Here is a 17017-nt window from a genome sequence, read left to right as displayed (position 1 = left end):
CTCGGAAGAGATCATCGCAGGGGTCAGAGGGCCACGGACATCCCTGGGGCGAGCAGATGCAGCCGCTCCGTCAGGCCCGCCTCCGCGAACGCCTTCGTCAGCGTCGGGCCGTCCTGAGTGAAGTGGCCCCAGTGCTCGAAGTGCAGCGGTACGACGTGCCGCGCGCCCAGGATGCGCGCCGCCTCCGCCGCCTGCTCGCTGGTGAGGGTCAGCGGCGCCTCCGGGACGAGCGGTGTACGGGCCGCGCCCGCGAACAGCACCGCCACGTCGAACGGGCCCTCCCGGTCCGCGATTTCCCGCACCAGGTCGAGTGACGCGTTGTCGCCGCTGACGTACACCTTGGGCAGGCCCTCGCCGGACAGTACGAAGCCGGTGACCTCGCCCACGACCGGTTCGGAGCCGGTGGGGCCGTGCAGGGCGGGGACGGCCGTGATGCGGAGGGGGCCGAGTTCGATGTGCTTCCAGGCGGGGAGGGCATGGACGTCGGTGCCCAGGCGGTCGGGCGCCGCGGCCGACGCCGTGGACAGGACCAGGGGTGCGGGTGCGTCGGTGAGGTACGCGCGGCCCGCCGTGTCGAGGTTGTCCGGGTGCTGGTCGTGCGAGAGGAGTACGGCGTCCACCGGGCCGAGCTCCGTGGGCATGAACGCCGGGCCCGTCGTCTTCGTCAACTTCCGCGCGCCGACGGGGTATTCGCCGGGGGCGTCGAAGGTGGGGTCGGTGAGCAGGCGCAGGCCGGCGAGCTCGATGACGGCTGTTGGCCCGCCGACGTAGACGATCTTCACGGTGGTCATGTTCTGCACAATCGGGGAGAGGGGCGGCGATATTCCCTCCGGGGCGCGAGACTGGACGTATGTGCCGCAGTATCAAGACGCTTCGACCGCCTGCCCTGTCCGACGAGGCCACGGAGGAGGAGATTCGCGCCGCCGCGCTGCAGTTCGTGCGCAAGGTCTCCGGGTTCCGGGCGCCCGCCGCGCACAATCGCGAGGTCTTCGACCATGCGGTGGATGTGATCGCGGAGGCTACGGCTGAGCTGTTGGGCGGGCTTGAGGTGAGGGGTGCGGCGAGGGGAGCGTAGTGGTCAACGTGCGGGTCGGTGGGGGCTGGTCGCGCAGTTCCCCGCGCCCCTGAAAAACGGACGTGCGCCCCTGATTCAAAACGAACGCGTGCCTTCGATCTGTGACGAAGCTGCGGGTCGGTGGGGGCTGGTCGCGCAGTTCCCCGCGCCCCTGAAAGACGGATGCGCGCCCCTGATTCAAAGCGAACGTGCGCCTTCGATCTGTGATGAAGCTGCGGGCCGGTGGGGGCTGGTCGCGCAGTTCCCCGCGCCCCTAAAAGACGGACGCGCGCCCCCGATCCAAAACGAACGCGCGCCCCTGATCCGTAACGGACCTGACCCCTAAGACGCGCTAGCCTCCGCAGCCGCCCCCGGCTGCCGCCGCATCACATACGCCGCCCCCGCCCCCGCCCCGAACAGCGCCGCCAGCGACACCCCCGTCGCCAGCCAGGTCGCCCCCAGCCATTGGGCGCCGTAGTAGCCCAGGGCCACGCTGTATGCCGCCCAGGAGAGGCCGGCCAGGGCTGACCAGGGGAGGAAGTCGCGGGCTCGGCGGTGGGCGGCGCCGGCGCCGAGGGAGACGACCGAGCGGCCGGCGGGGGCGAAGCGGGCCAGGATGACCAGGGCGCCGCCGCCGCGGGCCAGGGCCTGGCCGAGACGTTCCTGCGCGGTGGTGAGGCGGCGGGAGCGGGAGATGGCGCGGTCCAGGCGTTCGCCGCCGCTCCAGGCCAGGCGGTACGCCACCAGGTCGCCCAGTACGGACGCGGTGGCGGCGGACGCGATCAGGGCCAGGATGCTGGGGACCTCGTGCGGGACGGGAACGGCGTCGGCCGCCGCACCGGTGCCCGCTGCCGCCGCCGTCGCGGCCGCGATGACCAGGACACCGCTCGGCAGAACCGGCAGGAACACATCAAGGAGCACGGACAGGGCGACCATGGCGTAGATCCATGGGCTGCCGGTCAGCGACCCCACACTCTCGAACAACGCATCTCCCCGTGAACTCCCCCGTGGGCCAGACCTGCCGCGGTGTCGCGAGGGAGCGGCAGGGGCGGCCAGTGACAGCCATACAGCGTACGCCTGGGTGGTGACAGGAGATTCACGGGGGGCGCGTGTGATCCGCACAGTGTGTTCACCCGGCTGCCCCGTCCCAGGGGGCGGCCGGGGCTTTCGTCCCGTAGCAACGTTAAGGGGATGTGAGCGTATCCAGTCATACGCACCTGAACGTGAGGAACGGTACACATCATGGTGGCAGGCATGTGCGCGGGCGCCGTCGTCGCGGCCGTACTGGCGAGCGGTACGGGCGGTGCCGGCGTCGGCGCCCCGGACGGTTACTGGATGCGGACGGACGCGCGGTTCGCGCCGCCCACCGCCCTCGTGCCGTCGGCGGCGGTGACGTATGACGGCACATTGGTTCCCGCCGCTGCGTGGATTCAAGTGAGCCAGCACACTGCGGTGAGTGGGGCCACGACCGTGCAGCTGCGGGTCGACGGGATGGTGCCGGGGCACGCGTACGCCGTCCATGTGCACCAGAAGCCGTGCGGCGCCGACCCGGCCGCCGCGGGCGGGCACTTCCAGCACAAGCCGTCCACGGACCCGGCCGACGTCACCGCCGACAACGAGGTCTGGCTCGACTTCACGGCCGACGAGCACGGCGCGGCCGAGGCCGATGCCCGGCACGGCTGGGGCTTCCGGCAGGGCGAGGCGTCCTCCGTCGTGATCCACGACATGCCGGGTAGCAAGGTCCGCGCCGCCTGCTTCACGGTGCCGTTCGGCTGGGCTCCCTGACGTACGTACCGCTGCCCCCTCCCTCGTAGGTGAGGGAGGGGGCAGCGGTCTGTTGTGCGACAGGTCAGGCGGTCACCGGCGTCTGCTCGGCCGGTGTCCGTTCCGCGGTCGCGGACCGCTTCGCGAACAGCCGGTCCACGCCGAGGGCGCCGGAACCGGTGAACACCAGCAGCAGGAAGGCCCAGCAGAACATCGCCGAGGCCTCGCCGCCGTTCTGGATCGGCCACAGGGCCGCCTGCTGGTGGACGTCGAAGTACGCGTACGCCATCGAGCCCGAGGTGATCAGCGCGGCCACGCGGGTGCCGAGGCCGAGCAGGACGAACGTGCCGCCGACGAGCTGGATCACGGCCGCGTACCAGCCGGGCCAGGTGCCCGCGTCGAGGGTGCCGCCGTCGGTGCCGGCGGCGCCGCCGAGGATGCCGAAGAGCGAGGCCGCTCCGTGGCAGGCGAAGAGCAGGCCGACGACGATCCGGAACAGGCCGACGGCGTACGGCTGGGCCCTGTTGAGGCGTCCGTTGATGTGAGGGGTCACGTGGGGGGTGCTCCTTCGGTCGGGCCGGTCCGGGTCGCGGACCGGTCTGGGGACGAGCCGAGTGAGCGATCAACGTTAGGTGAACCTAATCAATGCTTGCAAGTTCAACATTTGGCCACTGTTCGGCTTCCGTTTGCGGTTCCGGTTCGGTCGTCGCCGCACGTAGAACCGCTCTCGCCACCGCATCGGCGTCCGAAAGCGTGACCGAATCCACGCCTGGACGAGCGCCCGCCGCCGTCACCCAGTGCACGCCCTCCGTGGGCACCCCGAACGCGAACCGCCTTGCGTGGACGCCTCCTTGACGGTCGATCAGACGGTACGGACGTGGTGTTACGTCGAGTCCTCCCGTTTCGTAACCATCCACCGTGTGCGGCCGGCACCGGCCCGTCCGCAGCAGCCGGCCGAGCAGTCGGTCGGCGGTACGGCGCAGGTCCGGTTCGGGGAGCCGGGCCTCTATGAGGGTTGTCACACGCACCGCCGAGCCCGGTATCTCGGGGGAGCGCGCCACCCAGGCGCCGTCCTCCTCGCGCACCTCCAGCCGCGGCCCGAGCACCTCCACCACGCCCGCCTCCACCAGCGCGGCCAGTTCCTCGATACGGCGCCGGGGCGGGCCGATGGACAGGAACGCGTTGAGCGGGGTGTACCAGCGGTCCAGGTGGTCGCGGCGCGAGTCGCCCGCGAGGCCGCGGTGGTCGACGACCAGCCGGAGCTCGTTGCGCAGGTCGCGCAGCACGTCCAGGGCCGCCTTGAGCGGGCCGTCCACATTGCCGAGCGCGGCGTGCCCGGCGTCCTCGCGCAGATACGACAGCAGCCAGTCCCGCCAGGTGGTGGGATGCGCGAGATCGGCTTCCGTATACGGGCGGGACAGCCGGTCCCAGCTCCAGCGGTCGGCGGCTACGACCCCGAACTCGTCGAGGATCAGGGCCTCTTGGGGGTCGCGGTGCGGGATGGCGAGGAAGCGCTCCGTGAATTCCGTCAACTCCGGGCGCCGGGAGGGCCGTAGCAGCGCGGTGTAGTAGACCGTCTCGACCTCCTTCGCCACCAACGGCCATATCTCCGTGAGGAATTCGGGCGGCTCGGCCGAGTCGGCGCGTTTGCGGAAGGCGGATATCGCCTCGGGGGTGAGGAGGAGGGGGGTGTGGCGGCCGTAGGGGCCCTTCGCGTTGTCACCGCGGGCCTGGTACGGGATGCCGCGGCGTGAACCGGCGTACAGGCGCGGCTCGTTGCCGGAGGGGAGGTAGCGCAGCGTGTCGTTCCCGGTGCGGACGAAACGGCCGCCCCTGCCCGTCGTCAACAGGGCTGTGTGGTCGAAGAAGTTGAGACCCAGGCCGCGCAACAGGACTGGTTCGCCTGGTCGTACGACGGACAGGTCGACGTCGGCCGGGTTGGCGGGCGGGAGGTGGCGCAGGCCGTGCCGGTCGGCGTAGGAGGAGAGGCGGCGGTGGGTGGTGTCCGGGGCTTTGGGGAGGTGGCCCTGCGCGAGGACCACGGCCGAAAGGGTGGACAGGGTACGGCCGTTGTCGAGCGTGAGGCGCTGGTGGCCGTCGGGTGTGTCGTCGAGGCGTACGGCGTGGGCCGTGTGTGGTTCGACGCGGACGGCCTTAGGTGCCTCACGGACCGTGCGGGCGAACACCCACTCCAGATAGCGGCCGTAGTGCGCGCGGGTGGGGTAGTCGTCCGGGCCCAGTTCGGCGGGCGCCCACTCGTGCAGGCTCGGGCCGGGGCGGATCGGGCCCGAGCAGTCGACGCTGGTGTCGGTGAAGAGGGTCACCTGGGAGGCCACGGTGTTCATCAGCAGCTCGGGCGACTGCGCGGAGCGCCAGACCCGGCCGGGGCCCGGGGGCGCCGGGTCGACGACGTGGACGGTGAGCCGGGTGCCGGGCGGGAGGAGTTCCGGCGCAGAGGCGCAGAGGCGTTCCAGGACGCTGGTGCCGCGCGGACCGGCGCCGACCACGGCGACGGAGACGGATGCCGGGACGGGGGCCGGTGCGCCGTCGGACGCGTTCGCTGCAGACAAAGGGGTGACTCCCGGGCGTGTGGGGCGCAATGGAGTAAACCGCCCACCGGAAGCGGACGGTCCGCCTCATCATGCCCGCAGCGAGGTCACGGGGGTGTGAGGGGGGACTCCTCCACGGTCTTCAGGGTCCCGTCCGACCGCGCCTGCTCCAGCCGCAGCCGGGCCGAACGGCCGTGCAGCGTAAGGGTCATGAGCTGGTTGCCGAACCAAGGACCGCCCGTCTTGCGCCACTTGACCGAGGGGTGCGGGCAACGGCCGTGCCGGGCGAGGCGGCGGCCCAGGCCGCGGGCGACGGCGCTCCAGCCGAAGCGGAAACCGAGGCGTATGTAGGAGGGGATGGAGTTGTGGACGGGGGAGCAGGTGAGCTGGAGGACGCGCGAACTCGGCGTTCCTGTCTGCCACTTGGGCTCCGCCACGTACGCGTGATGTACGTCTCCCGACAGGACGAGCACCGACGCCGGTGCGTCGTCCCCCGAGCCCACCTCGGCGATCAGGCCCGTCAACTCCTCGAAGGACTTCGGGAACGCCGCCCAGTGCTCCAGATCGGCCGCGCGGCGCAGCTTCTCGCCGAAGTCGGCCCAGCGGGCGCCCCGTTCGCCGCGGCACAGGGACGCGTCCCAGGACTCGGCGTCGTGGATCAGGTGGGGCAGCAGCCAGGGCAGTGAGGTGCCGATGAGGAGGTGGTCGTAGGAGCCGGCGTCCGTGAGGGCCTCGGTGCGCAGCCAGTCGGCCTCGCCGGGGTCGAGCATCGCGCGATGCTGCTCGTCGAGGACGCGGGCCGCCCTGCTGTCCACCATCAGCAGCCGTACCCGGCCGAAGTCGCGCCGGTAGCTCCAGCGGACGGTGGTCGGGTCGGCGTCGGCGCGGCAGGCGAAGGCGCGGAGCTCGTCGGTGCCGTCGGGGGTGTCCTGGACCGCCAAGTAGAGGGGATCGGCGGCCAGTTCGGCGGGGGAGAGGTTCCCGAGGTGCTGGTGGACCCAGTACGACATCAGGCCGCTCAGCAGCCGCTCGCGCCACCACGGGGTGGCCCGCATGTCGGCCAGCCAGGCGGCGCTGGTGTTCCAGTCGTCGATGACGTCATGGTCGTCGAAGATCATGCAGGACGGCACGGTGGACAGCAGCCAGCGGATCTCCGGGTCGAGCCAGGACTCGTAGTAGAGGCGCGTGTACTCCTCGTAGTCCGCGACCTCGCTGCCGGGCGGCTCGCCCAGGTCGCGGCGCGCGGACAGCCAGCGTCGGGTCGCGTCGGAGACCTCGTCGGCGTACACCTGGTCGCCCAACAGGAGGAGTACGTCCGGTCGTTCGGACTTCGGGTCGCGTGCGATGCGCGAGGCCAGGGTGTCCAGGGCGTCCGGGCCCACCGGGTCGTGGTCGTCGGCGGGCGGCGCGGCCCAGCGGCAGGAGCCGAACGCGACGCGGACGGTCCCGTCGGCGTCCGGGGTGTGGATCGCGGACGGCGGGAAGGGCGAGTCGGGCAGCGGCCACACGTGCGTGCCGTCCAGGAACACGTCGTACGGTGTCGACGTCCCGGGCGTGAGGCCTTCGACCGGCACCAACGCGTAGTGGTGGCCCGCGACTTGGAAGGTCCGGGCGGTGCCGCGGGCGCCGTCCGCGCAGCGCACCTCGGCGGCGCACGGACGGCTCGCCTCGACCCAAACGGTCGCGGACGAGCCGTCGGCGTAGCGAAGCAGTGGTCCAAGGCGCAGTCCGGCCACGGTTGATCACCTTCCTCCGTCGCCCCGTACGGTACGGACGACGGAGGTCAGTGACCAGGTTCCCGGGCTGCCGAAAAGGATCAGCAGCCGCCAAGGATCAGCAGCCGCTGAGGACCGAGGTCAGCTTGGCCTTCTCGGCCGTGTCGACCGAGAGGTCGTAGTAGTACTTCACCTGGACCCAGGCACGGACGTAGGTGCAGGCGTACGAGGTGAGCGGGGGCATCCACTCGGCCGGGTCCTGGTCGCTCTTGGACTGGTTGACGTTGTCCGTGACGGCGATCAGCTGCGGCCGGGTGATGTCGTTGGCGAAGCCCTGGCGCGCGGCGGTGGTCCAGTTGCGGGCGCCGGAGTCCCAGGCCTCGGCGAGCGGGACGAGGTGGTCGATGTCCAGGTCGGAGGCGGCGGTCCAGGTGGCGCCGTCGTAGACCGAGTACCAGCTGCCGCTGGTCGCGGTGCAGGCGGAGTTGGTGACGACGTTCGTACCGTCCCGCTTGAGGATGTACTCACGGGTGTTGCAGGTGCCGCTGATCGTGATCCAGGTGGGGAACAGGTCACGGTCGTAGCCCGTGCGGACCTCGGTGGCCACGGTGAGCGAGGCGAGGTAGGTGCGGGCGGTGGCGGCGCTGACCGGGGTGGGGAGGGCGGCGGAGGCGGTCGGGCCGTTGAGGATTCCTGCGAAAGCCATGAGTCCGGTAAGAGCCGCGAGTATGCTCAGCCGTCGACGCGCGTAGAACTTCGGCATGCGAACTCCCTTGTGGTGTGGGGGTCTTGGAGTGCGAGCGAAGGAATGCTTGCGGTGCCGTGTTGCGGCCAGGTGTGTGTTCGGTAAGAAGTTAGTGACGCGAGCATGACAAGGCAATGCTTTGGCGGTCACGTACTATGAATGACGCAGAAGGGGAGTAGCTCTTCGCCGGACCGTCGACATACTGCTCAGCTCGTCTGAGCCGGCGCCCGGAGGCAGGTCCATCGCGTGCGGGTGATCGCGTGCATGTGGATGGATCGGCCAGCGAGACCTTCGGTAAAGCAGTGCACCAGTCTTTTTCCTGTGTGCTGCCGTGCCGAGGTGTCCGCGGACAGCAATCACACTCTCGGTGGGGCAGCCCCGACCGATTGAGGAACCTTGATCAGCATCAGCGTGACGGCGCTCGTTTTCGGCGTCGTCTTCCTTGCCGAACTCCCCGACAAGACCGCGCTCGCCGGGCTCGTCCTCGGGACCCGCTACCGCGCCTCGTACGTCTTCGTCGGCGTGGCCGCCGCGTTCCTGCTCCATGTCGTGCTCGCGGTGGCGGCGGGCAGCGTGCTCACGCTGCTCCCGCAGCAGCTCGTGGCCGCGGTCACCGGTGTGCTCTTCCTGGGCGGGGCGGCGGTGCTCCTCTTCAAGAAGGGCGACGACGAGGAGGAGGTCCGCAAGCCCAAGGACCAGTCCTTCTGGAAGGTGTCCGGCGCCGGTTTCATGCTCATCCTGGTCGCCGAGTTCGGTGACCTGACCCAGATCATGACGGCGAACCTCGCGGCCCGCTACGACGATCCGTTCTCCGTCGGCCTCGGTGCGGTGCTCGCGCTGTGGGCGGTCGCCGGGCTGGGCATCGTGGGCGGAAAGGCCCTGATGAAGCGGGTGCCGTTGAAGCTGATCACGCAGGTCGCGGCGGTGCTGATGCTGGCGCTGGGGGCGTGGAGTCTTTGGGAGGCCGCGACGGCCTGACGGGTGGGATCACGGGCGGGGCGAGCTGAACGGTGAGTGAACTGTTTCCGGGGGTGGTGGCGCGATGCCCGTTCGGTTTTGTACCGTAGAGAAACAAAGTGGCTCCCGTCCGTTTTCCCTGACCGGCGGACGGGGCCACCTTGTCCCTCCGGGGGTTGACCGGGGCGACCGGGTTGACCGACGTACATCTCTCCCGTTCCTTGGAGCCTGCCGATGACGGCCACCACCGTGCTCACCGCCCGCGCCCTCCTGCTGGACATGGACGGCACCCTCGTCGACTCGCACGCCGTCGTCGAGCGGATCTGGCGGAACTGGTCCGACCGGCACGGGCTGAACGCGGACGAGGTCATGAAGGTCGTGCACGGCCGACAGGGGTACGCGTCCATGGCGCTGCTGCTGCCCGGCCGGCCCATGGAACAGAACTACGCCGAGAACGCCCGCATGCTCGCCGAGGAGACCGCCGACGTCGAGGGCGTCGTCCCGATCCCGGGCGCGCCGGAGTTCCTGGCCTCGCTGCGGGGGCTGTCGCACGCGCTCGTCACGTCGGCGGACGTCGCGCTGTCCACCGCGCGGATGGGCGCGGCGGGCCTGGAGTTGCCGGAGGTCCGGATCACCGCCGAGTCCGTCGGCGCCAGCAAGCCCGACCCCGAGGGCTTCCTGAAGGGCGCCGCCGAACTGGGCATCGCACCCGCGGACTGTGTCGTCTTCGAGGACTCCGGGGCGGGAATCGCGGCGGGGCGCGCCGCGGGGATGCGGGTGGTGGGGGTCGGGCCGCAGGCCGGGTTCCACCGGGCGGATGTGGTGGTGCGGGATCTGCGTGAGGTGCGGGTGGAGGGGTTGGAGGGTGGGGGGATTCGGTTGCACGTGGGGTAGGGGGTGGCCGGTGCGCGTTGGTCTGCGGGGGTTGGTCAACGGGGGTTGGTCAACGAGTGTGGGCACACGGCCGTTGGCCTACGTCTGTTGGCTAACGGCCGTGTGCCCACAGTTGTTGGCCTACGGCCGTAGGCCCCCGCGGTGGCGTTCGGTCGCCCGGTGCCGAGCAGCGCGCCGGAAGGGGCGCCCTTCAGCTTCGGATCCAGCACCGGCGCCCTTCAGCTCCGGAACCGACACCGGCACCCTTCAGCTCCAGAACCGGAACCGGCGCCCTTCAACTCCGGAACCGGAATCGACACCGGCACCTTCAGACCCGCCCCGCAAGCGCAGCGTCACGGCTCGGTCGTCTCTGACTCCAGTCGTGCTCGGGTTGCCGCGCCGTACACACCGAGCGTGTCGGACTGGATGCCGCGGGCCAGCTGGTAGGTGCGTACCGACGTTTGCACCTGGGTGTCGTAGGTGCCGTTGTCGGGGCCGGTGTAGAGGTTCAACTGGGCCAGGCGGAGCTGGAGTTCGGTGACCTCGGGGCCCTTGCTGCCGAGTTGCAGGACCGGGGCGGTGCTGCTGCCGCCCTGGCGGCCGGTCGCGGAGGCGCTCGACGTGGCGGTGGCCGTCGGGGTCCGGCTGGGCGCGGTGGACTGCGACGCCGTGGCGGACGGGCTCGACGAGGCCGACGGGGACGGGCTCGCGCTGAGCGACGGGGTCGGGGACGCCGACGTCGGCTGTGCGGACGTAGAGCGGCTCGTGGACGGCGTCACCGATGCCGCGCTCTTCGACACGGTCGGGACGCCGGCCCGTACGTCCTGGGGTGCCGCGTCGTCCCGGGACGGCGTCTTGTACGAGAACAGGCCGCTCGCGAAACCGGCCGCCACCGCCACCACGACCACGGCTCCCGCGACGGCGAGGAGCACGGCGCGGCGGTGGCGGCGCGGCGGGTCGGCCTCCGTGGGCGGTTCCGGGATGTCCCCGTCGCCCGCGAACAGGCTCAGGTCGGTCGCGATCGGGGCGGTGTCCGAGGGGCCCCGCAGGGTGGGGAGGACCGACGTCTCCTCCTGAGCGGCCGGTGAGGTCGGTGAGGTCGGTAAGACTCCTGAGGGTGGCGGGAGTGGCGGGGGCGGCGAGGGCGTCACCGCGCGTAGCGGCATCGTCTCCTCGATCGCCGGCAGTCGCTGGGTCTCGCCCTCGGGGGGCACCGTCCCCTCAGGGGTGAGCGCGTTCCCCAGCTCCACATACGGTCTGATCCGCAACGGGTCGAAGTCCTCCGCCGCTGCCGCCTCCGCCGTGCGCGCGTCGCGCAGGGCGTCGGACGCCCGTTGCGTACAGGCGCAGGACGGGGAGCCGTCGGCTGCCCGGGGTGTTCCGCACTCCGGGCATATGTGGCCCATCGTCTCGTTCACGTGTTCGTCCCTCCCCGTCGAACTCCCGAGGTTATGCGGATCTCCTTCACGCCGTCTCCTCGGACCGCGGGAATGTCGGCTTCCCCACGGACTCAACAGGCCGTAACCGGCCATACCGATCACCATGGATGTGTAACGAGAGCCTCGGGAGGTCTTCATGGCCGGCGATGCGCACGGTATGACGGGGAATGTGCAGGACGCGCAGCCACCGGAGAGGCCCCCGCGGCGGGGCAGTTCCGCCCAGGAACACGTGTCGGGCAACGTCCTCGTCTCGATCGGGGCGCTGCTTCTCGGGCTGCTGCTCGCCGCCCTCGACCAGACCATCGTGTCGACCGCGCTGCCGACGATCGTCAGTGACCTCGGCGGCCTTGAACATCTGTCGTGGGTGGTCACGGCGTATCTGCTCGCCTCGACCGCCGCGACCCCGCTGTGGGGCAAACTCGGCGACCAGTACGGGCGGAAGCGGCTGTTCCAGATCGCGATCGTGATCTTTCTCGTCGGGTCCGCGCTCTGCGGGGCGGCGCAGAACATGCCTCAGTTGATCGGCTTCAGGGCTCTGCAGGGGCTGGGCGGCGGCGGGTTGATCGTGCTGTCGATGGCGATCGTCGGTGATGTCGTCTCGCCGCGTGAACGCGGGCGCTATCAAGGGCTGTTCGGCGCGGTGTTCGGCGCGACGAGTGTCCTCGGGCCGCTGCTCGGCGGGCTGTTCACCGAGCATCTGAGCTGGCGTTGGGTCTTCTACATCAACCTCCCCGTCGGTGTCGTCGCCCTCGCCGTCATCGCGACCGCCCTGCACATCCCGCGCAAGTCGACCCGGCACGTCATCGACTACCTCGGCACCTTCCTCATCGCCGCGGTCGCGACCTGCCTGGTCCTCGTCGCCTCGCTCGGCGGCACGACCTGGGGCTGGGGCTCGCCGCAGATCATCGGGCTCGCGGTGCTCGGGGTGGTCCTGATCGTGGCGTTCGTGGCGGTGGAGCGGCAGGCCGCCGAACCCGTCCTCCCGCTGAAGCTGTTCCGCGTTCGCACTTTCACCCTCGCCGCCGTCATCAGCTTCATCGTCGGCTTCGCGATGTTCGGTGCGATGACCTACCTGCCGACCTTCCTCCAGGTCGTGCAGGGCATCACTCCGACCATGTCCGGCGTCCACATGCTGCCGATGGTGTTCGGCATGCTGATCTCGTCCACCGCGTCCGGGCAGATCGTCAGCCGTACCGGCCGGTGGAAGGTGTTCCCGATCGCGGGCACCGGCATCACCGCGCTCGGTCTGCTCCTGCTCCACCGGCTCGACGAGAACAGTTCCACCGCCGAGATGAGCGCCTACTTCTTCGTCTTCGGGCTCGGACTCGGCCTGGTCATGCAGGTGTTGGTGCTCATCGTGCAGAACGCCGTCTCGTACGAGGATCTCGGCGTCGCCACCTCCGGCGCGACCTTCTTCCGGTCCATCGGCGCCTCGTTCGGCGTCGCCATCTTCGGCACGATCTTCGCGAGCCGCCTCGGCGACAAGCTCACGGATGCCCTCCGGGGCACCTCGCTGCCGGCGGGCGTCACACCGCACGGTCTTGAGTCCGACCCGCGCGGCATCTCCCAACTGCCCGTCGCGGTACGGCCGGAGGCCCTGCACGCGTACGCGTCCTCGATCACCGACGTCTTCTTGTACGCCGCTCCCGTCGCCCTCGTCGGCTTCGTCCTGGCGTGGTTCCTCAAGGAGGACAAGCTGCGCGGCTCGGTCACCGCACCCGACGTCACCGAGACCCTCGCCAGCAACCCCGTCCAACGGTCCTCCTACGACGAGGTCTGCCGCGCGCTGTCCGTGCTCGGCACCCGGGAGGGGCGCCGTGAGATCTACAAGACCATCACCAGGAAGGCGGGCTACGACCTTCTGCCCGCGGCCAGTTGGCTGCTCCTGCGCATCAAGCGGGACGGCTGGGCGGAACCGGGTGTGCTCGCCGAACGCAGTACCGTGCCGCTGCCGGTGATCCTCGCCGCGGTCCGCCAGGTCGAGGAGCGGCGGCTGGCCGTACGGGAGGGCCTGGACCTCCAACTGACCGACCAGGGGCGGGAAGTGGCCGAGAAGCTCGCCCAGGCCCGCGAGGAGTCCCTTGCGGAGACGTTGGGGGACTGGTGGGGGCCGGATCGGCCCACGGATCTTGTTCAGCTGGTGAAGGAGCTGAACGGGGAGTTGTGCGGGTCGGATCGGGAGCAGCCGCACAACGGGACGGCGACCAAGGTTAGTTGAGGTCTTTGAGGGACCCGGTGTTCCTTGCAGTGGGCCGTACCACTTTGGTTCGGTCGCCTTCGGGGCGCCTTAAGCCGGTGTCGAGAGCCCCACCGTGCTCGGCGCTGCGCGCCTCCGCGCTCCCCCAGAGGGGGGACCCCCAGCCTCTCGACACCGGCGCGCCCCTACGGCTCCCTCTCGGCCGGCGCGTTGGCACAGTGGGAGTTGGTGGGCCCTCGCCGTTGGTTGAACAGGGCCTTGGCGAGCGTCAGTTGAGGGGTTTGCGGAACCAGTGCTCTGCGTACTTGTCGGCGTTGTGCCGCTCGGTTTCCTCGTAGCCGAGCCGGGTGTACAGGGTGCGGGCCTCCACCAGGTCGTTCCGGGTGTCGAGGATCATCACCTTGGCGCCCAGCTTGCGGGCGGCGTCCTCGGCGGCCGTCACCAGCCTCGGGGCGCCGCCCCGGCCGCGCAGCTCCTCGTGGACGAAGACCCTTTTCAGTTCGGCGGTCGTCGCGTCGAGGAGTCGTACGCCCGCGCTGCCGGCCGGCTCGCCCCCGTACCGGGCGACCAGCAACAGGCCGCCGGGCAGGGCGAGTTCGGCACCGGTTTGGGCGGCGATCTCGCGTTCCAGTTCGGCGGGGTCCGTGCGGTGGTTCTCGTGCAGTAGGTACCAGCGGTCGCTCACCTCGGTGTAGTACGCCCGCCAGAGGGCGGCAGCGACGGGGGAGTCGTAGGGTTCCGGGGCGATCGTCCAGGTCATGCGGACATTGTCAGGAGCCGGTGGGGATGCGGCGCAACCGAATATGGGTCACCTCGGGAGAGTCCAGGACCTGCGTCTTCCGCCACTCGATGTGCGCGTCGCCCACGTTGTCGAACAGGCGCCGTCCGCCGCACGCGAGCACCGGTACGACGTGCAGGAGCAGTTCGTCCAGCCACCCGGCGGTGATGAACTGCTGGACCAGGTCGGCGCCGCCCGCGAGGGAGACGTCCTTGCCGCCGGACGCCTCGCGGGCCGACTCCAGTGCGCGGCCGGGGCCTTCGGTGACGAAGTGGTAGGTCGTGCCGCCCTTCTTCACCACCGACTCGCGCGGGTGGTGGGTGACGACGAACACGGGGGCGTGGAAGGGGGGTTCGTCACCCCACGGGATCTCCCCGGTGATGAACATGCCGTGGCCCATGACCACCGCGCCCGGCCGTTCGGTCCACTCGGCGAGCAGCTCGTCGTCCGGGCCGCCCGTGCCGCCCTCCATCCCCTGCATCCGGCGAAAGCTCCGCAGCCCGTACACCCAGGAGTGCATCCGCTCCCCACCGATGCCCAGCGGATGCTCCCGCCCCGACTCCGGACCCGCGATGTACCCGTCCAGCGACATGGCCAGCCTTGCGATGACCTCACCCATGACAACCTCCTCGGTGACTCTTGTACCTGTGTGTCGTACCTGTGTGTCGATCGGGCCGCCGTGGAATCGACACACCGGCGCCATGAATTCCCCCGGGGTTGTGGCCGTCGTTTGAAGGGTGCCTTTACGGCAACCCGGTAGAGGAACCGACCGGCTACGAGAGCCGGTTGGCCAAGAACCCGGAAGGCACTCATGTCCACAGGCGTGATCATCGTTTTGATCGTGATCGTGGTCGGCGTGGTCGCGGCCGCCCTGGCGCTGCGTGCCCGAGGCGCGATCGGCGGCTCGGGCCTGAAACGCCGCTTCGGGCCCGAGTACGACCGGACCGTGGCCCGGCACGACGGCGACACCAAGGCCGCGGAGCGCGAGCTCGGCGAGCGCGTCGACCAGCACGGTTCGCTGCACGAGCGGCCGCTTGAGCCCGCGGCCCGTGAGCAGTACCAGGCCCGCTGGTCCGCCGCCCAGGAGCTCTTCGTCGACTCCCCCAGTACGGCCGTGGCGGACGTCGACCAGCTGCTCGGCGAGGTGGCCGGGGCTCGGGGCTTCCCCGACGTCGCGGAGTACGAGAAGCAGTTCGACGCGCTGTCCGTGCACCACGCGGACCACGTCCACGGCTACCGGCGCGTGCACCGCGTCGTCACCGCGCGCACGAACGGCACACCGGAGAGCCAGGCCGGTACCGAGGAGATGCGCGAGGCCATGCTCGAAGCCCGTGCCCTCTTCTACGACCTGGTGAGCGACGACAGCCGCAACGGGAACGGCAGCGGCAGCGGGCGTACCGGGCGCCTTGCGTTCGGGCCGTTCAACAAGCAGGCACTGAAGGGGAGTTGAGCCAGATGTCCGATGCGATACGGCCGACCGGCGACACGAACGCGGAGCGCGCCGAGCGCCGGGACCCGACGAAGGCCGGCACGGAGCAGCGGGACACCGAGAAGACGACCGAGCAGCGGGATGCCGGGAAGGCGACGCCGTTCGGGTCCGACCGGGCGATCCCGGCCCCGCGCGAAGGCGACACGACGACGACCCCGCCGCGCGAGTCCACGGCCCGCACCGAGCGCACCGAGCCGTCGGCGCGGCCCGTGCACGCGCCCGAGCCCGCCCCCGCCGTCGGCTCCGGGAACGGCAGCCTGCTGCCGCACGACGAGAGCGACAAGTTCAGCCTGCGGCTGCAGCACGCGGTCACCGGGTTCGTCGACGAGCCCCGGTCCGCCGTGGAGGAGGCCGACCATGTCCTGGAAGAGGTCGCCACCCGGTTCACGGAGGCCGTCACCAAGCGCCGCGCCACCCTGCACGGCTCCTGGCAGTCCGAGGGCTCGGACGACACCGAGCAACTCCGCCTGGCCCTGCGGGACTACCGCGAACTGACGGAACGGCTTCTACACATCTGACCCGCCGGCTCCACCTGGTCCATCCGTTCCATCCGCTCCGTCAACCGCCCGGCGCTCCCGCCACTCCCGTGCGACCTCTTCCACGTCGTACGGCTTCATTCCCAGCGGAGGGCCGGGCGGCGGCTTGAACATCATGTCGCGGATCTTCACGTTGACCTCGGTGATGATCTGCCGTGCGATCCGCTCCGAAGGGGCCGAGTACGCCGCAGCCAGGGCGTCCTCGGCCTCCTTGCGCAGCGCCAGCGTCGGCGGGAGCACGGAGATGCCCTCGCGGGCCATCTTCTGCTTGATCCACCACAGTTCGTCGTACGTCGTGTCGGAACCGGACGGCAACGGCTTTCCCGCGCCCGGGAGTCGGGCGAACTCGCCGGCCTGCTCGGCGTCCCGGATCTGCTTGTCGACCCAGGACTCGAAGGACACACCCGGTGGCTTTCGCTCGGTCATGACTCCATTGTGCCGGACGCGGCGTGGCCGGGGGATTTATCATGCGGCGGCTGTGTAAGGACACCTCAAGGGGGAAGCGCACGTGCTCGAACTCACCATGGCCACGGTTTCCGGGACGGACGCGGGCGCGACCGCCGGCATGCTGATGGCCGACGCGCCCAGCGACCCGGGCGCGGTACTGCGGGTGGGCCGGGACGAGACGGTGTGCCGGCTGGTGACACCGGACGACTGGCTGTTCATCTCGCGGGTCCATCTGGAGTTCCTGTGCGGCCCCGAGGGCACCTGGCAGGTGAGCTGGCTGCGCGGCTCCCAGCCCGACCCGTCCTCCGAAGTACGGCTGATCGTCGGCGAGTACGCCCAGACCGTCGGCTACGGCGGCAGCGTGCCGTTGCCCCGCGGCGGCAGCGGCGAGATCGTCATCCAGGACCGCACCGGGCCGCGCAGCGTCAACGTCGGCTTCTACCACGAGGGTTGAGACCCCGAGCGGGGCCGGGG

The 17017-nt window shown here is 70.5% G+C and carries 18 protein-coding genes; 8 read left to right on the top strand and 10 right to left on the bottom strand.

The annotated features are described in order from the left end of the window. Positions 1-23: 23 nt before the first annotated feature. On the bottom strand, positions 24-791 hold the full coding sequence (locus AB0I69_RS28655) for an MBL fold metallo-hydrolase (RefSeq protein WP_363098585.1): 768 nt from the start codon (positions 789-791) through the stop codon (positions 24-26). Positions 792-850: 59 nt separating this feature from the next. On the opposite strand from AB0I69_RS28655, the gene AB0I69_RS28650 reads away from it, so the two are divergent. After that, positions 851-1075, top strand: coding sequence for a DUF2277 domain-containing protein (locus AB0I69_RS28650; protein ID WP_363098584.1), 225 nt, complete (start codon positions 851-853; stop codon positions 1073-1075). A 321-nt stretch (positions 1076-1396) separates the two neighbouring features. Here the strand turns inward: AB0I69_RS28650 and AB0I69_RS28645 are convergent, their stop codons facing one another. Further along, complete coding sequence (locus AB0I69_RS28645; protein ID WP_363098583.1) at positions 1397-2038, bottom strand: VTT domain-containing protein; 642 nt, start codon at positions 2036-2038, stop codon at positions 1397-1399. A 258-nt stretch (positions 2039-2296) separates the two neighbouring features. Here AB0I69_RS28645 and AB0I69_RS28640 point away from each other — a divergent pair, with 258 nt between their 5' ends. Further along, positions 2297-2839: a superoxide dismutase family protein gene (locus AB0I69_RS28640; protein ID WP_363098582.1), complete on the top strand. Its 543-nt coding sequence runs from the start codon at positions 2297-2299 to the stop codon at positions 2837-2839. Positions 2840-2903: 64 nt separating this feature from the next. On the opposite strand, the gene AB0I69_RS28635 is transcribed toward AB0I69_RS28640, so the two are convergent. The 4 genes from AB0I69_RS28635 to AB0I69_RS28620 form a co-directional block, all read right to left on the bottom strand. Then, positions 2904-3359: a DoxX family protein gene (locus AB0I69_RS28635; protein ID WP_363098632.1), complete on the bottom strand. Its 456-nt coding sequence runs from the start codon at positions 3357-3359 to the stop codon at positions 2904-2906. A gap of 97 nt (positions 3360-3456) precedes the next feature. Then, positions 3457-5388, bottom strand: coding sequence for an FAD/NAD(P)-binding protein (locus tag AB0I69_RS28630; protein ID WP_363098581.1), 1932 nt, complete (start codon positions 5386-5388; stop codon positions 3457-3459). Between the two features lie 86 nt (positions 5389-5474). Then, complete coding sequence (locus AB0I69_RS28625) at positions 5475-7103, bottom strand: alkaline phosphatase D family protein (RefSeq protein ID WP_363098580.1); 1629 nt, start codon at positions 7101-7103, stop codon at positions 5475-5477. Between the two features lie 97 nt (positions 7104-7200). After that, complete coding sequence (locus tag AB0I69_RS28620) at positions 7201-7845, bottom strand: HNH endonuclease family protein (RefSeq protein WP_363098579.1); 645 nt, start codon at positions 7843-7845, stop codon at positions 7201-7203. Between the two features lie 378 nt (positions 7846-8223). On the opposite strand from AB0I69_RS28620, the gene AB0I69_RS28615 reads away from it, so the two are divergent. Together AB0I69_RS28615 and AB0I69_RS28610 are read left to right on the top strand one after the other, a co-directional pair. Continuing rightward, a complete protein-coding gene (locus AB0I69_RS28615; RefSeq protein WP_363098578.1) occupies positions 8224-8805 on the top strand; it encodes a TMEM165/GDT1 family protein in 582 nt (193 codons plus the stop codon). 213 nt (positions 8806-9018) lie between these two features. Then, positions 9019-9678, top strand: a complete 660-nt coding sequence (locus tag AB0I69_RS28610) for an HAD-IA family hydrolase (RefSeq protein ID WP_363098577.1) — start codon at positions 9019-9021, stop codon at positions 9676-9678. A 332-nt stretch (positions 9679-10010) separates the two neighbouring features. Here AB0I69_RS28610 and AB0I69_RS28605 read toward each other — a convergent pair whose 3' ends face one another. Continuing rightward, the gene (locus AB0I69_RS28605) at positions 10011-11075 is read right to left on the bottom strand and encodes a peptidoglycan-binding protein (protein ID WP_363098576.1); all 1065 of its coding nucleotides are present in this window, start codon (positions 11073-11075) and stop codon (positions 10011-10013) included. 157 nt (positions 11076-11232) lie between these two features. On the opposite strand from AB0I69_RS28605, the gene AB0I69_RS28600 reads away from it, so the two are divergent. Then, the gene (locus AB0I69_RS28600) at positions 11233-13314 is read left to right on the top strand and encodes an MFS transporter (RefSeq protein ID WP_363098575.1); all 2082 of its coding nucleotides are present in this window, start codon (positions 11233-11235) and stop codon (positions 13312-13314) included. Positions 13315-13561: 247 nt separating this feature from the next. Here the strand turns inward: AB0I69_RS28600 and AB0I69_RS28595 are convergent, their stop codons facing one another. Both AB0I69_RS28595 and AB0I69_RS28590 read right to left on the bottom strand, forming a co-directional pair. Further along, positions 13562-14053: a GNAT family N-acetyltransferase gene (locus tag AB0I69_RS28595; RefSeq protein WP_363098574.1), complete on the bottom strand. Its 492-nt coding sequence runs from the start codon at positions 14051-14053 to the stop codon at positions 13562-13564. Positions 14054-14063: 10 nt separating this feature from the next. Beyond that, entirely contained in the window at positions 14064-14690 is a 627-nt protein-coding gene (locus AB0I69_RS28590) for a dihydrofolate reductase family protein (RefSeq protein ID WP_363098573.1), read from the bottom strand. A gap of 192 nt (positions 14691-14882) precedes the next feature. Here AB0I69_RS28590 and AB0I69_RS28585 point away from each other — a divergent pair, with 192 nt between their 5' ends. Together AB0I69_RS28585 and AB0I69_RS28580 are read left to right on the top strand one after the other, a co-directional pair. Beyond that, positions 14883-15521, top strand: coding sequence for a hypothetical protein (locus tag AB0I69_RS28585; RefSeq protein WP_363098572.1), 639 nt, complete (start codon positions 14883-14885; stop codon positions 15519-15521). A gap of 5 nt (positions 15522-15526) precedes the next feature. After that, the gene (locus AB0I69_RS28580) at positions 15527-16078 is read left to right on the top strand and encodes a hypothetical protein (RefSeq protein WP_363098571.1); all 552 of its coding nucleotides are present in this window, start codon (positions 15527-15529) and stop codon (positions 16076-16078) included. On the opposite strand, the gene AB0I69_RS28575 is transcribed toward AB0I69_RS28580, so the two are convergent. Beyond that, positions 16067-16522 (bottom strand): DUF1992 domain-containing protein, encoded by a 456-nt coding sequence (locus tag AB0I69_RS28575; protein ID WP_363098570.1) that lies wholly within the window; start codon positions 16520-16522, stop codon positions 16067-16069. The genes AB0I69_RS28580 and AB0I69_RS28575 overlap by 12 nt on opposite strands. Positions 16523-16604: 82 nt before the next feature. Between AB0I69_RS28575 and AB0I69_RS28570 the strand changes: the two genes are divergently transcribed. After that, positions 16605-16997, top strand: coding sequence for a hypothetical protein (locus AB0I69_RS28570; RefSeq protein WP_363098569.1), 393 nt, complete (start codon positions 16605-16607; stop codon positions 16995-16997). Positions 16998-17017 lie beyond the last annotated feature (20 nt).

Source organism: Streptomyces sp. NPDC050508, from assembly GCF_040655155.1.
In the GTDB taxonomy this organism is placed as follows: domain Bacteria; phylum Actinomycetota; class Actinomycetes; order Streptomycetales; family Streptomycetaceae; genus Streptomyces.
This window is presented reverse-complemented; position numbering and strand designations above follow the sequence as displayed.